Annotated in this window: 11 protein-coding genes; 10 read left to right on the top strand and 1 reads right to left on the bottom strand. The window is 52.9% G+C overall.

Annotated features, from left to right (window positions below; translation table 11 throughout):
* Nucleotides 1-294: 294 nt before the first annotated feature.
* From L0665_RS07045 to L0665_RS07005, 9 genes are all read left to right on the top strand, one after another.
* On the top strand, nt 295-1,527 hold the full coding sequence (locus tag L0665_RS07045; RefSeq protein ID WP_274924990.1) for a methanogenesis marker 16 metalloprotein: 1,233 nt from the start codon (nt 295-297) through the stop codon (nt 1,525-1,527).
* Nucleotides 1,524-1,709, top strand: a complete 186-nt coding sequence (locus L0665_RS07040) for a hypothetical protein (RefSeq protein WP_274924989.1) — start codon at nt 1,524-1,526, stop codon at nt 1,707-1,709. The genes L0665_RS07045 and L0665_RS07040 overlap by 4 nt, the downstream gene beginning before the upstream one ends.
* Nucleotides 1,702-2,856, top strand: a complete 1,155-nt coding sequence (gene comE, locus L0665_RS07035; RefSeq protein ID WP_274924988.1) for a sulfopyruvate decarboxylase subunit beta — start codon at nt 1,702-1,704, stop codon at nt 2,854-2,856. Before L0665_RS07040 ends, comE begins: the two co-directional genes overlap by 8 nt.
* A 46-nt stretch (nt 2,857-2,902) precedes the next feature.
* Nucleotides 2,903-3,928, top strand: a complete 1,026-nt coding sequence (locus tag L0665_RS07030) for a FecCD family ABC transporter permease (RefSeq protein WP_274924987.1) — start codon at nt 2,903-2,905, stop codon at nt 3,926-3,928.
* Nucleotides 3,925-5,178: an ABC transporter ATP-binding protein gene (locus L0665_RS07025; protein WP_274924986.1), complete on the top strand. Its 1,254-nt coding sequence runs from the start codon at nt 3,925-3,927 to the stop codon at nt 5,176-5,178. The genes L0665_RS07030 and L0665_RS07025 overlap by 4 nt, the downstream gene beginning before the upstream one ends.
* 107 nt (nt 5,179-5,285) lie before the next feature.
* Entirely contained in the window at nt 5,286-7,169 is a 1,884-nt protein-coding gene (locus L0665_RS07020) for an outer membrane protein assembly factor BamB family protein (protein WP_274924985.1), read from the top strand.
* Nucleotides 7,154-8,782 carry a DUF4430 domain-containing protein gene (locus L0665_RS07015; RefSeq protein ID WP_274924984.1) on the top strand — a complete coding sequence of 543 codons (1,629 nt, stop codon included), beginning with the start codon at nt 7,154-7,156 and terminating at the stop codon, nt 8,780-8,782. The genes L0665_RS07020 and L0665_RS07015 overlap by 16 nt, the downstream gene beginning before the upstream one ends.
* A 24-nt stretch (nt 8,783-8,806) precedes the next feature.
* Entirely contained in the window at nt 8,807-10,786 is a 1,980-nt protein-coding gene (locus L0665_RS07010) for a helical backbone metal receptor (RefSeq protein WP_274924983.1), read from the top strand.
* On the top strand, nt 10,783-11,901 hold the full coding sequence (locus tag L0665_RS07005) for a WD40 repeat domain-containing protein (RefSeq protein WP_274924982.1): 1,119 nt from the start codon (nt 10,783-10,785) through the stop codon (nt 11,899-11,901). Before L0665_RS07010 ends, L0665_RS07005 begins: the two co-directional genes overlap by 4 nt.
* A gap of 156 nt (nt 11,902-12,057) precedes the next feature.
* On the opposite strand, the gene L0665_RS07000 is transcribed toward L0665_RS07005, so the two are convergent.
* Nucleotides 12,058-12,546 (bottom strand): helix-turn-helix domain-containing protein, encoded by a 489-nt coding sequence (locus tag L0665_RS07000; RefSeq protein WP_274924981.1) that lies wholly within the window; start codon nt 12,544-12,546, stop codon nt 12,058-12,060.
* A gap of 261 nt (nt 12,547-12,807) precedes the next feature.
* On the opposite strand from L0665_RS07000, the gene L0665_RS06995 reads away from it, so the two are divergent.
* Nucleotides 12,808-14,241 (top strand): aldehyde dehydrogenase family protein, encoded by a 1,434-nt coding sequence (locus L0665_RS06995; protein WP_274924980.1) that lies wholly within the window; start codon nt 12,808-12,810, stop codon nt 14,239-14,241.
* Nucleotides 14,242-14,302: the final 61 nt, after the last annotated feature.

Raw genomic sequence — 14,302 nt, 5'->3', positions numbered from 1 at the left:
CATCCTCCTCTCTGGAACGGTATGTGGCATTCTCTGGTATATCATGAAAAACCTTCCTGACAGAAATGGTAATTCAGGCAATAAAATAGGTTGTGGCATTTATCTTCGTTTTTGTGGCTGAAAACAGGTTTTGCACCACCTGTGTACTACAAAATGAAGGTGAGACAGTGAGTATGCATCCGTGTCTGAAGTGATGATCTGCTTTGTCACACCAATGAATCATCGATAGGATGATACTGTGCAGAATGGAAAAAAAGAGAGTACTATAAGTGTCTGTACGAAGAAGAGCGCACAATGAAGACGATGCAGGAAGTCCGGGACCGGCTGACACGAGGGGAGGCTGCCGTCTGGACAGCGATGGAGATGAAAGAACGGGTGCGAAAAGGGGACATTCCCACAGTAGACGAGGTGGATATCGTCACGACCGGCACCTTTGGGATTATGTCGGGCACTGCCGCTGTGATGACCGTTCCCGTCGCAGCACCTGGTACGTTTATCCGGGCAGATACTGTCACCCTTAATGGTGTTCCTGCTGTCCCCGGACCCTGTCCGAATGAACGTCTGGGCACCGTTGATCTCATCGTCTATGGTACTGCTGCTGCATCAGAGTCTTATGGCGGCGGTCATATCTTCCGGGATCTGGTGGATGGTAAAGAGGTTGATGTGGTGGCAGAGGCCGGTGGGAAGACCTATGAGAACACCATCTACATCGAGGATCTCACTACCGCCCGCATCTTCACCACACGGAGTTGTTTCCGTAATTATACCGCCTTTGTGAACCGTGCGTCGGACTCCATCCACACCATCTTTTCGGTCCTCCCCCTGAAGGGTCGTATGAGTGCAGCAACTGTCTCCGGGTGTGGAGAGATAAATCCGGTCGAAAATGATCCTGACCTCACCCATATCCGGCCGGGCACGCCACTTCTGTTAAATGGTGCCCCTGGTCTGGTGATGGGGGAAGGTACCCGGAGTACGCCGGAACGTCGCAACCTCGCCGCCTGTGCTGAACTCAGTGCGATGGTTGGTGAGTGGATGGGGGGATTTATTACCTCTCATGGTCCGGAGTGCCTCACCTCGGTTACTATACCCCTACCCATCCTCTCTGCAGATGACATCACCCGCCTCTCTGTTACAGATGATCAGATTTCTCTCCCGGTGGCAGATATTACCGATCGTATCCCATTTTCCGCTGCTTCCTATGGCGATGTCTGGCAGCAGACCGATTTCACCGTGCAGGTCAATCCCATGAACTGTCTCTTCTGCGGGCCCTGCACCGCTGCCGAGGCCTGCCCGACAAAGGCTGTGATGATGGGTGGTGGAATTATGCGCTCACGCTGTGTTGCCTGCGGGACCTGTGTCCACACCTGCCCGAATGGTGTATATACAATGAAAGCCGGTGCCCTGCACCTGAGAGATGACAGTGAAGCAGTTGTGCCAATTGTGCTCCGACAGTCAGACCGATCACGGGCTGAGATGCTTTGTGGACATCTGAAAGATCAATTGTTAACGGGGGAATTTCAACTATGATAGCTAAATGTCGCATTATAGCAGCAGAATCCGCAGCAGATATTACTCCAGGGGGGGTAGTGGATGGTGACTTCCTGTCGGCGGTGTCGATACTTTTTTGTGATGGAGGAGATATGCCTGAAGGGGAGATCCCTCCGGAAACGGAGCAGATGTGTCCCGGGGAGATGATGTTCTATGCATGAAGAAAGCGCCCTGCGCTACGCTGCTTCTGCCGGTGTGGATACGGTTGTCAGCCTGCCTTGTGATCGGACACAGGGTCTCTATTGTATGATTCAGGATAATTTCCGGCATATTACCGTTATGCGGGAGGAGGACGGTGTCGGCCTCTGTGCGGGTCTCTTCCTCGCAGGAAATCGTCCGATGATGCATATACAGAGTTCAGGCCTTGGTACGATGCTCAATGCAATCATGACACTTCCTGTGCCGTATGAACTCCCACTCCCCATCCTTGCTTCGTGGCGAGGTATTCACAGGGAGAGAGTTGAGGTTCAGATGCCGTTTAATATCCGTATCCCCGACCTTTTGGATGCACTGGATATTGTCTATACGGTAGTCCATGAGGCAGGCGATCTTGACCGCATTGAGGGAGCCATTGCTGATGCATTTGAGCACCACCGGCCGCATATAATCCTCATCTCTCCGAAGGTTTGGGAAGGAATCGGAGGTACCTCTGGCACTCCTCCAGCTTTGGATTATCCTCCCCGCAATCGTGAAATAAACCTAGCTTATGAACGAACTATTACCACACCACTCTGGCAGAGGGCAGATGCCATCGCTGCGGTGGCACCACTTTTAACCAGTGAACTGGCAGTATCCAATCTTGGAATCCCTGGTAATGAGCTCTATGCGGCCCGGGACCGGCCGGAAAATTTCTACATGATGGGGAGCTATACACAGGCGACGCCCATAGGGCTGGGCCTTGCTCTCGGACAGGACCGTGATGTGGTTGTCTTTGATGGGGATGGTAGTCTCCTGGGGACTGCGATTCTCCCGGTGGTGGCAGCAGAAGCGCCAAAAAATCTCACGATAATCGCTCTTGACAACGGGTCATTCGGCAGCACCGGTAACCAGCCGACTCATGCATATGCCACAGCCGACCTCGAACTTATTGCCCGTGGGGCAGGGTTTACCCGGACCTGCAAGGTGCAGGATGAGGAGAGCATCCGGGCAGCATATCGTTCCCATGGGCCGGGTCCCCACTTCATCCATGCGGTCATCGCTCCCGGCAATACGAGAGCACCGGGTATTCCCTTCCGGGCACGGGAGATCAGGGATCGGTTCATGGGGGCGGTCTGGTCTCCTGCGATGAAACAAACTTTGTTTGGTTAAAGCAAACACATTTTAGTTAATCGATCCAACGGTAGTGAGAATACCTATGTCAGAGACCTCCCGTACCCGTACTGTCAGTATTGTCACCATCCTTGTTGCAGCGCTTGTCTGTGCATTCTTTTTTGCACTGAGCCTTGGGCCAACAACGGTTCCATTTGCTGCATTTATCCCGGACGATATGGTGGGAATGATGCTCACACTTTTCTCCGGCGGGGACATTGCGGGGTTTTTTCCTGACCAGACGTCATACCTCATCATATATTCCATTCGTCTGCCACGGGTTATTGCAGCGATACTCGTCGGTGCCGGCCTTGCTGCCGCCGGCACAGCGATGCAGGGGCTCTTTCGTAACTCGATGGCGGACCCCTATATCATCGGAACATCTTCCGGAGGAGCGTTTGGTGCTGCCTTTACCATTGTCTTTATGGGCGGTCTCTTTCTGCCGATCTTTGCTTTTATTGGTGCCATTGGCTCAACTTTTCTGGTCTATGCCATCGCGACCTGCAACGGTCGTGCACCGGTGGAAACTCTTCTGTTAACTGGTGTCGCGATTTCAATGTTCTTCTCATCCATCCTCTCGTTTCTTATGTATTCGGCAGGGAACAGCCTGCACCAGATCATATTCTGGCTGATGGGTGGCTTCTGGAACGTCTCCTGGGATGATGTCTGGCTTGCGCTTCTCATCCCTGTTGGAGGTATTATCCTGTTCATCCTTGCCCGTGACCTGAATATCCTCTCCCTCGGTGAGGAGGATGCTCTGCATCTTGGGGTCAATGTGGAGCAATTCAAGCGGATTTTACTCTTTGTCGCATCGGCTCTTACGGCGGTTGCGGTTTCCATTGCCGGGTCAATCGGTTTCATCGGGCTCATCACCCCGCATGTGATGCGGCTTGTTGTCGGACCTGATCACCGGATTCTCTTTCCGACGGCGATGCTTGCAGGGGGTCTCTTTCTCCTCGGTGCTGATACCATAGTCCGCTCGTTTCTGGGAGAGATGCCGGTGGGTGTTATTACCTCCTTTGTCGGGGCACCCTTCTTCATCATGCTGCTGCGCAGGAGGATGCGGGCATGATTAATGTGGACGATCTCTGTGCGGGATATGGTGGAAAAGATATCATCGGGGACATCACATTTGCAGCGGGAAAAGGGGCTTTCATCGGCATAATTGGGCCCAACGGCTCCGGGAAGACCACGCTCCTAAAAGCAATCAGCCGGGTGCTGGATATCTCCAGCGGTGTGGTGACCCTTGAGGGGCGGACTCTCACTGACTTTGGACAGAAGGAACTGGCCAGAACAGTAGGTGTCGTCCCGCAGGAGACGGCGATGAACTTCTCGTACACGGTCGGAGACATCGTCATGATGGGCCGTTTCCCCCATAAAGAACGGTTTGCAAAGGATGATCCGGATGATTACCGTATTGTGCGGGAGGCAATGGAGGTGACCAATGTTGCCCACCTTGCAGACCGGCCGGTGACCGACATTTCCGGAGGTGAGCGGCAGCGGGTAATCATTGCCCGTGCGCTTGCCCAGCAGCCAAAGGTGATTCTTCTGGATGAGGCGACTGCCCATCTTGACATCAACCACCAGGTGGAGATCCTCTCCATCGTCCGTGACCTGGGTGAAAGTGTCACAAAAATCGGGGTATTCCATGACCTGAACCTGGCGTCAGAGTTCTGTGACCGGATTGTTCTCATGTCAGAGGGTCGTATTCGTGCAATCGGCACACCTGCTGAGGTGCTCACGATGGGTCACCTGCGGGATGAGTATGGGATAACAGCGATGATCCAGACCAATCCTATCACCGGTCGGCCGCTGGTGACACCCCTGAGTGAAGGGGTGCCGCCCGCCCTGCGGGGTGCCCGCATTCATCTAATTTCTGGCGGGGGCACCGGAGCAGGTCTGATGTATATGCTCTCAGCTGCCGGTTGTATTCTGACGACAGGTGTGCTTTCACCCATGGATTCAGATTATACTGCAGCTAAACAGTTGGGAATCCCCTGCATAACGGTGCCTGCATTTGCACCTATCACCCCTGCCGTTTGTGATGCACTCGGGTCATACCTTGATGAGTCAGATGTGATTATTCTCACCGCAATGCCAGTAGGGGAGGGAAATCTCCCAAATATTCGGGCCATCACCAGTGCACGGCGCTCCCGGCTTGTGCTCTATGTGCCTCCTGAAGAGGGATTCACCGACTGCACACCGGCAGGAGATAACTCCTTCCTTGCAGCGATCCGGTCTGCGGGGTGTTCGGTTGTTTCATCCCGGAGCAGCTTGTATTCGGAGATTGAGCGGCTGGTTTTGGTCCGTGAGCATCTCTAATCGGTTTCCCTCCTTTTTCACATCATCATGGGTAATACACAATTAATCGGATATAACTAAATATAATTTGAGCAAACCAAATTGTGTTAGGAGCAATTGGTTTGTTTATGATTCCCAAAACTACTCTTCGTCTTTCTCTCCTCATCATGGTTATTTTCCTCATGGTGCAGGGTTGTACAGCATTTGATTACCCGACGTTCCACGGCGATGCCCAGCGTACGGGCTATGTCGAGGATGTGGGCCCACTTTCTGAGAATATCCGCTGGTCGGTTTCACCCGGGTCGATTGATTCATCCCCTGCCGTGGTGGATGGTCGTGTCTTTGTTGCGACCGGTCCCGATATGAACGATCCAGAGGTAACGCTTGCGGTATACTGTTATGATACCGACACCGGAGACGAGCTCTGGATGTATGAAATCGGATCAGAATCCGGTCTCACTGTCGCAGATGATCTGCTCATTGTTGGTGACCTTGACGGCTACCTCACCGCACTGGACACCACAGATGGGAGCGAAGAATGGTCAGTTCTTGTGGATGAAAATGCCGGATTCTTTGGTCTTACCTCATCACCACTCTATTATGGTGATCTCCTCTATGTGCTGACCCCATCCGACGGCGGTCTGCATGTCTATAACCTGGCAGACGGTAGTGAGGAATGGTCGGTCGCATTTGGTGCCTGGGACGTTGGGTGGACCAATGCGACGTATTTCACTGCTCCTGCAGCAGCAGATGGTGTGGTCTATTTCCCGTCCAATCTTTCAGAACTCTATGCGTATGATATATCAACACAAGAAGAGATCTGGAACATCTCCCTTGATTCTACCATCGCATCGGCACCGGTAATCGATTTAGACTCGCTTTATATCACGACCTCCACGACGCTCTATGAAGTATCTCTTGCAGATGGGAGTATACTTGAGACACGGGAGATTGCAGGCACCTCCAGTACGCCGGCACTGGACAGCTTGAACAACCGAGTCTATGTAGGAACCGGAAGCGGTCTTATCTGTCTGGATGTAACTGATATCTGCGGAGTTCCTGTATGGAATGCGGATATAGCAAAAATAACTACTTCACCGGTGATAGCAGGTGAGTATGTTTATGCTGCAACGAATGAAGAAAAATCTTCTCTCTATGCCTTCTCTGCCGTAAATGGCACAGAAATGTGGAGCTATCCTCTCCCGGAACCGGAAGGTGGTAACTGGGCCTCATTCTGGGGTTCTTCTCCTGCAGTTGCTGATGGGACGCTCTACATCGGTGCTGAATACACGAACACCCTCTTTGCATTTGGTCCGGGTGCTTCCTGTGAAGCAAGCGTGGTCCTGCGTGAAGGAGAACAGACAGCGCTCTCTGACGGCACGCTTGTGAACGAGACAACTGCGGCAGGAGCTCTGCAAGCCGCATCCGAGGCCTTTGGATTTACAACCGACACCTCAGCCGGTGACTGGGGCTCAGTTCTGAACGTTCTTGGTGATATGGGATATGACGCTGACACAGGACAATACTGGCAGCAGTTTGACAATGGCGAAGTTTCCATGATTGGGATTGACCAGAAAGTCCGTGACGGTGACACCATCTCATTCTGGTACTCAGGATGGGGCGATGTGCTCCCTGCCGAACCAACCGGTGTGGCCAACCTCGTGACAATTCACGTGAGTGTTCCCGAAGATGACATTGGCGCCTTCACGATTACAGAAACAGAAGTCCCCCAGGGTGGGTCAATTCTCGGGCGCCTCGATGTGACGAAGGCATCTGCGGGATGGTATGTAATTGACGTTTCTGGCGTAAATTCCGAAGGAAACAGCCTTTCAGGTCTTGCTACCGTTGAACTGGAAGCAGGCACGGAAAAGACCGGAGTTCCGGTGTATATACAGGTGCCCCTGAATGCCCCGGCCGGTGAGTATGAACTCTTTGCCGTGGTTTACTCTTTCGATACTTTCCCATACACAAAGCCAGTTACCTCAGAGGGAATCGTATGCACCGTGCTGTAGGCGTCTGTGCGGCATTCCTTGCCCTTCTTATCTGTGTGACAGCACCGGCTGCTGCGATCAGCATTCTGAGTGTCACTCAGGACGGGGCTGGTGAACCGGTGATGGTAACACTTGACAGGGAAGGCACCGTCTCTTTCCAATATAACGGTGGTACACCTATTTTTGCCCACGGAATAACCGTGAAGTTCATTCCACCGGGAGAAGGGGTTGTCACATTCTCGGCAACTGATCCAGTCTCCGGCATGATCACTACCCCACGGAGTATCACTATCACTGATGAAACTCTTTCCCCGACACCGACTCCACAGATTGGGGGAGGCGGTGGTGGCAGTGACACGCCGTCTGTTGTCTGGAAGAGTGTGACTCTGCCCGCGGGCACCTTTGACGTCGTCGCAGACAATTCCGAAGAGACCTGTGCTGTCTCATGGCAGAGTGCCTTGGGCACCCTGAAAGCAGCGGGTGTCAGCTTTAAGGTGAGTGATAAATGGGATGGTGGCCTCTTCATCTTTGAAGTGGATGGTACACCCTCTGAAGATGTCGCAGGCTGGATGTACCAGGTAAACGGAGCATCACCGGTTACAACCGCAGAAAAATGCACTGTCTCAGCGGGTGATAAGGTGATCTGGTACTACAGCGAGTCGATGAGTCAGACACCTGAACAGTCACCAAAGGCATTCTACTACAAAGTGCAGACAAGCACTGCCCCTGCTCCCGGTGTTTCATCCACTGAAAATGGAGAAACGGAAAAAGGGCAGGATGTAACGGCGGATGCGGTCTCGTATCCACTCTCCCTTCCGCCGGGATCTGACCTCCGCCTGAGCGAGGGCCGGATGTACCTGAGCGTCAATGTTCCGATGGCCGCGTCCGCAGGAGATGAGATCACATTTGTTGGCAATACGATGTTCATCACCCGTGAAGATGTCGTCTTAAAGATACGCTTTGCAGATTTCACCGACAAGAGCGGTGTTATCTCAGGAGAGATCACAGATGTTACCGTTGAGACCACACCGGTTATGGTTACCTGTGCAAGCGGGGCGGCTCCTGAGATTTGCCTCCTGATAAATCTCATGACGATCCCGATGGATGCAGACATTGATGTTATTGCGACTCCAATCTCCGGTCTCTCTGCTGTACCGGCACAGATTCTGGGTGCTGCAAATGCAGCACTCGGCGTTGAAGGAAAGTGCGTCAGCACTGCCGGATGGCAGATGGACGCTGAAAAACGGGGTTTGGAAAATGGCGTGGATGTGGGTGATGTAATAGTCCGCATCACGGCAGACCCCGCATGTATCACAAAGATGGGTGGTCTCTCTGTCCTGCGTCTGGTGCATATCATGGATGATGGCACAGCAGAGGTTCTCGCTCTTCGGTCTGCAGGCACCACAGAGGATGGGAAGATGATCCTTGAAGCTGATCCTGCAGCAGGACTCTCATCATTCATCTTTGTCTCCATCGCTAAAGCACCGGCCGCGTCCGGCACAGCAGTCACAACAACGGCCCCTGAAGCGCAGGCGACTCCTGAACCAACCGAGTCGGGAACACCTCTCACCGCACTCTGTGCAGCAGTGGGCCTCCTTGCAGTAACCGGCATATACCGGAACAAAAAAAGATAACTAAAACAAGACAGGCTGAATAAAATGGACAAAAAAACACATATTTTTTTTTTAATACTTCTTCTCGTTCCGTGCCTTGTGGTCACGGTCGGGGCATATCCGCTCACAGCAGACAATGATGAAGTCAATAGTGCGCTTGCCTACCTTTCCTCCTGCCAGCAGGCAGACGGTGGGTTTGCTGAAGATGGAAAAGAGTCTTCTCCCGCACTCTCCACCTGGGCTATCATTGCAATAGCGGCAGCAGGCAGCGATCCTGACCAGTGGTCGGCGGGCGGTGCCTCAGCGGGTGAGTACCTGCATACTGTGGCAGATGAAACTGTTGGAATCGATGGCACCTCAGAAACATCAAAACTCATCATCACGCTTGTTGCAGCAGGCGAAGACCCCCGGAATTTTGAGGGGTATGACTTCGTTGAACTCCTGCAGAAGAAACAGCGGGAAGATGGTCGTTATGGAGAACATATCTACACGACAAGCTGGGCAGTGATGGCCCTCTCTGCGGTCGGTGAGGATACTGCAAACGCGGTTGCATGGCTCAAATCTCAGCAGAATGAAGATGGCGGCTTTGGCTGGGCAGTAGGAGCTGAAAGTGACTGTGATGATACATCATCGGTAACAGAGGCCCTCATTGCAGGGGGCACACCAAAAGATGCACCTGTTATTCGTGATGTGGTTATGTATCTGAAGTCCAAACAACAGGCGGACGGTGGGTTTAATTACGGCGGATCGAGTGCGACAAACTCAGCTTCAGACTCCTGGGTCATTCAGGCACTCGTCGCCGCAGGTGAGGATCCTCTTACCTGGACGACTGCGACTGGCAACACACCGGTCTCCCACCTGTTGGCATTCCAGGCAGATGAGGGATATTTCCGGTGGACGTCCGTTCTGACTGACCTTCCCTGCAGGATGACAGCGACTGCAATCCCGGCATTAACCGGCAAACCATTTCCTATCATTCCGGATGAGAATGCAGTACCCGTTGCACCGCCAACACCCGTGGCAAAACCGGTGGCAACAGTGACCCCCCCTCCCTCTCCCGGAGCAATCCCTGTCCAGGACGCAGGTGGGCGAACTGTTACTGATGATTTTGGAAAGGAGGTATACATCCCTGCCAAACCTCAGCGGATTGTCTCTCTCGCACCTGCAAATACTGAGATCCTCTATGCACTGGGTCTTGGGGACAAGGTGGTTGGGGTGACCGACTACTGCAACTACCCTGAAGAGGCACTTACTGTTGAGAAGGTTGGCGGCTACAGTTCGGTGAATATCGAAAAAGTCCTGCAGGCAAAACCCGACCTTGTTTTGGCGGCGTATGGCAATACTGCAGAGGTAATTGATCATCTGGACAGTCTGGGCCTCACTGTCATTTCCCTCAACCCTACATCGATTGGAGATGTGATGGACAATATTCAGCTCGTTGGTGAAGCGACCTGGTCGGATGATGAAGCCGCAGCTGTGGTGGGTGACATGCAGGCCAGAATTGACGCGGTAAAAATTGCAGTTGCATGTGCTGACACCACCCCGTCTGTTGTTCATATGGTATGGAATGATCCCATTTGGGTCAGCGGCAGTGGTTCATTTCAGGATGAGATGTTTGCTATGGCTGGTGCTACCAATGCCTTTTCTTCGGTGAGTGGCTGGGAAATTGTGAGTATGGAGGAGTTCATCGTCACCGACCCGGATGTCATCATTGCGAATTCCGGTTCTGGCATGGGAGTGAGCAATTATGATATTCTCTATCGTTATGTTACCGAAGAACCCCGGTTCCAGGGTCTCTCCGCTGTCAAAGAAGAACGGGTATATCTGGTTGACTCTGACGTCATCGACCGGGGCAGCCCGCGTATTGTAGATGCACTTGAGATAGTGGCACGTGATATCCATCCAGAGTGTTTCACTGAAGGAAATACTTCTCATCCGGTTGCAACACAGACCCCCGCTCCGTTCATAGGTGCTCTGGCTTCCTTAGCTGTTGCAGGGCTTTGTCTCAGGGGGCAGAAGGATTGATTGGACGGATACCGGCTGTAATCGCCATATTCCTTTCTTTTCTCTTTCTCTCTTCCCCGGCCATGGCAGGGGAATGGGTGCCCGCTGGTGCTGATCAACCCGGATTTCGCATCACAGATGTGGCAGTTTCCGGTGACGGTGCATATGGCGCCCTCGTCGGGGATGCCGGCATTGTTCTTCTCAATATGAATTTTGTTGAGCTCTGGCGCAGCCCTGTGGGGAGTTACAGTTCTGTTTCCCTCTCTGGAGACGGTGAAATACTGGTGGCAGGTGGTGATGGCATTCTTGTGCTGCATCAGGACAGCACGGTACTTGCAACCGTACGATCCAGAAATTATGTGAATGATGTGTCTGTGACCGCGGATGGCAGTCGGGTTGTGGCTGCCCTCGATGATGAGACATTGTGTATCTATAATGCCACAGGATCCCTCGTCGGGAGCACGGATACAGGCAATGACGTGGTTTCGGTTGCCATTAGCCCTGATGGAACGTATATCGCAGGGGGAACAGACACTGGGGATGTGGTACTCTTCTCGGACACCGGAGAGGAACGCTGGACCTACAGCCTCTCCCACCAGCCAGTGACATCTGTTGCCCTGGCAGGCAGTGCACAGACCATCGCTGCGGTATCAGAAGATGGTAGCGTCGTCCTTCTCTCACGGGCAGGCGGTCTCCTCTGGTCAGGCACTTCACCACACTCGGGGGGTGTCTCGGTATCCGGAGATGGAACGATTACTGCTGTTGCAGACCGGCAGGGTATCCGATTTATAGGGAGGGATGGCACACCAGTTGGCCTGGTTCCGGGTGTGGACGCCTCGGTTGCCTCTGCAATGGATGGTGACGGTACACTGATCGCGGTGACTGATGGCACCCGTGTCAGTGGATTTATTCAGCAGAGTGCTGCAGTACCGGAAGAGATGGGACAGAAGGTAGGTATCGAAGGAAACAGTTTGAGTTCCTCTGTGGCCGTTTCGACCCAGACAGCGTCAGAGAGCCTGCTGTCTGGTGAAAATTATCCGGTTCCTACACAATCACCTGCTCCCCTTGTTGTGGTGATAGCAGGCCTGCTTTTTGGAGCGGGCTTCGCTGCAGTAGGTGGAAGGTCCCGAAAATAATCAGGTTTGGTTTATCAAATTCGATCCTTTTTTTGCACGCTTTTCCGGGTGCTGGAGACGTATTTCAGGCAATCTCTCTGAGAGATACTACACATTCTTTATGCCTGTATAAATCCGGGGAAATCTGAAAAATCTGAAAAATCTGAATTTGCCATTTTATTCCCGGATGCGTACCAGAGATTCAAAGGCCGCCCGGTAGGCATCCGGGCTGGGTCTGATGATGGCCACCGGAATATCGACGATACGCTCCACGAGGGTGGTGAGAATTGGGGCACAGATGATGCCAATGGCGCCATCTTTTTCGGCATGGACTGCGGCGATGATCACTTCTTCCATCGTATTTGCGCTATAACCATGGATGCGGTAGGTCGTATCGTTTACTGTATATTTCACTGACTGCATTTCATCGAGGAGAAACTTTGCAGCAATAATCGCTACGAAGTCTTTCTCTTTAGGGTCTAATGCATCCGCGATTGCCTTCACCAGTGAGAAGCGGGGGTCACGGTCCCCGGACGTGATCTTATAGAGGGTAGCAGGAGAGATGCCCACCATTCCTGCCAATTCCTTTATGCTCATGCCACGCCGGTCAAGTTCTTCTTCCAGTGCGGTCCTGAAATCTGTCTCAAATACGCGGGCTGCAAACATCAATTCTCCATTAGAACAGCATCCTCTTAAGAGTATCCGAGTCCGGTGCTGAGGCAATTTTGCTATATATGTGGGTGTGTATCCGGCTCGTTCTTTCTCACAGACATGTGTATCCCTGCGGAGTATAGGATGAAAATGGAAATGTTTTGCATCATCATATTACCGGAGTATCTGTCGGTGACAGACTGGGAAAAGAGGGTCAGACCGGGGGAGCCCGGATAACTTATGGATTAAATATGAGGGGATGGTATAGTATTTTCCATGGAGAGTTCAGAACCGTTTCTTGTGGGCGGCGAGTGGCGTACCAGCCCTGCTGTCCTGGACGTCGCTGATCCATATCTCGGATGTACGGTGAAATCAGTATGTTTAGCAGGAAGAGAGGACTGCAATGATGCTCTCATTGCAGCAGAAGCTGGTTTTAAACAGATGCGTATTCTTCCCGCATATCGGCGTTCAGAGTGTCTCATGGCAATGGCAGACTACCTCGATGAGCACGCAGACGAGGCAGCAGCGCTCATCGTTTCTGAGGCCGGAAAACCCCGGCGGTCGGCAGAAGGGGAGGTGATACGCTCAGTTGACACCCTCCGTGTGTCAGCAGAAGAGGCACGCCGTATCGGGGGTGAAATTTTGTCCCTCGACTGGACCGAAGGTGGGGAGGGGCGGACCGGATACCTTTACCGGGTCCCACTGGGTATCATCCTCGGTATCACTCCTTTCAACTTCCCGCTCAACCTCGCCTGCCACAAACTCGGGCCTGCCCTTGCTGCAGGCAATGCCTGTATCCTGAAACCAGCATCAAAAACACCGCTTTCTTCCCTCTTCCTCGGTGAAGCAGCTCTGGCTGCGGGTGTGCCTCCTGAGGCTATCTCGGTTCTTCCCTGTCTTTCTGAGACTGCAGAGGCAATGGTTCGTGACCCGCGGGTTTCCATGGTCTCGTTTACCGGCAGTCCGGAGGTGGGATGGCATCTGCAGGGGATTGCCGGAACTCCACGGGTCGGCCTTGAACTTGGGGGTAATGCAGCAGTTATTGTCCACGAAGATGCTGACCTTACCTACGCGGCCGCCCGGATCGTGCAGGGTGCCTTCTCGTACAGCGGACAGGCCTGCATCTCAGTTCAGCGTGTTCTCGTTCATCATGCGGTTTATGAGGAAATGCGGCTCTTAATCTGTGAACGTGCCGCAAGCCTTGTCACCGGCGATCCGGCGGCACCAGAGACCGATGTTGGTCCGATGATCAGCGAATTTGCGGCGATTGCAGCAGAGAAGAAGATTCTGGAGGCAGTGGAGGCAGGTGCGGTCTGCTGTACCGGTGGAAAACGTGAGGGTGCGATTCTCCATCCGACAGTTTTGGAAAACACCGCCCCGGAGATGAACGTAAATGCAACAGAACTCTTTGCCCCCGGTCTCACTCTCACCGCATATCATACATGGGCAGAAGCAGTTGCAATGGCAGCGGATACCCCGTACGGTTTACAGGCTGGCATCTTCACCAATAACCTGACCCGTATTCGGGAGGCGGCCCGTGGCATCCCTGTCGGTGGGCTCATTGTAAATGACATCCCGACATTCCGGATGGATCATATGCCTTATGGAGGTACAAAACGCTCTGGAATTGGCAGGGAAGGTCCACGGTATGCCATCAGAGAGATGACTGAGGAACGCCAGATTGTCATCAATGGGCAAGTTGGGTTCTGAAAAAATATCTCCCCTTTCTCTCTTCATATTCTGCAGAGCTTTTTTCCCTTCGGCATCGCTA

Source organism: Methanogenium marinum, from assembly GCF_028912405.1.
Taxonomy (GTDB): Archaea; Halobacteriota; Methanomicrobia; order Methanomicrobiales; family Methanomicrobiaceae; genus Methanogenium; species Methanogenium marinum.
This window is presented reverse-complemented; position numbering and strand designations above follow the sequence as displayed.

Coding starts and splice junctions, on each gene's coding strand:
- L0665_RS07045 (WP_274924990.1), top strand. CDS start 295: ATGAAGACGATGCAGGAAGTCCGGGACCGGCTGACACGAGGGGAGGCT.
- L0665_RS07040 (WP_274924989.1), top strand. CDS start 1,524: ATGATAGCTAAATGTCGCATTATAGCAGCAGAATCCGCAGCAGATATT.
- comE (WP_274924988.1), top strand. CDS start 1,702: ATGCATGAAGAAAGCGCCCTGCGCTACGCTGCTTCTGCCGGTGTGGAT.
- L0665_RS07030 (WP_274924987.1), top strand. CDS start 2,903: ATGTCAGAGACCTCCCGTACCCGTACTGTCAGTATTGTCACCATCCTT.
- L0665_RS07025 (WP_274924986.1), top strand. CDS start 3,925: ATGATTAATGTGGACGATCTCTGTGCGGGATATGGTGGAAAAGATATC.
- L0665_RS07020 (WP_274924985.1), top strand. CDS start 5,286: ATGATTCCCAAAACTACTCTTCGTCTTTCTCTCCTCATCATGGTTATT.
- L0665_RS07015 (WP_274924984.1), top strand. CDS start 7,154: ATGCACCGTGCTGTAGGCGTCTGTGCGGCATTCCTTGCCCTTCTTATC.
- L0665_RS07010 (WP_274924983.1), top strand. CDS start 8,807: ATGGACAAAAAAACACATATTTTTTTTTTAATACTTCTTCTCGTTCCG.
- L0665_RS07000 (WP_274924981.1), bottom strand. CDS start 12,546: ATGTTTGCAGCCCGCGTATTTGAGACAGATTTCAGGACCGCACTGGAA.
- L0665_RS06995 (WP_274924980.1), top strand. CDS start 12,808: ATGGAGAGTTCAGAACCGTTTCTTGTGGGCGGCGAGTGGCGTACCAGC.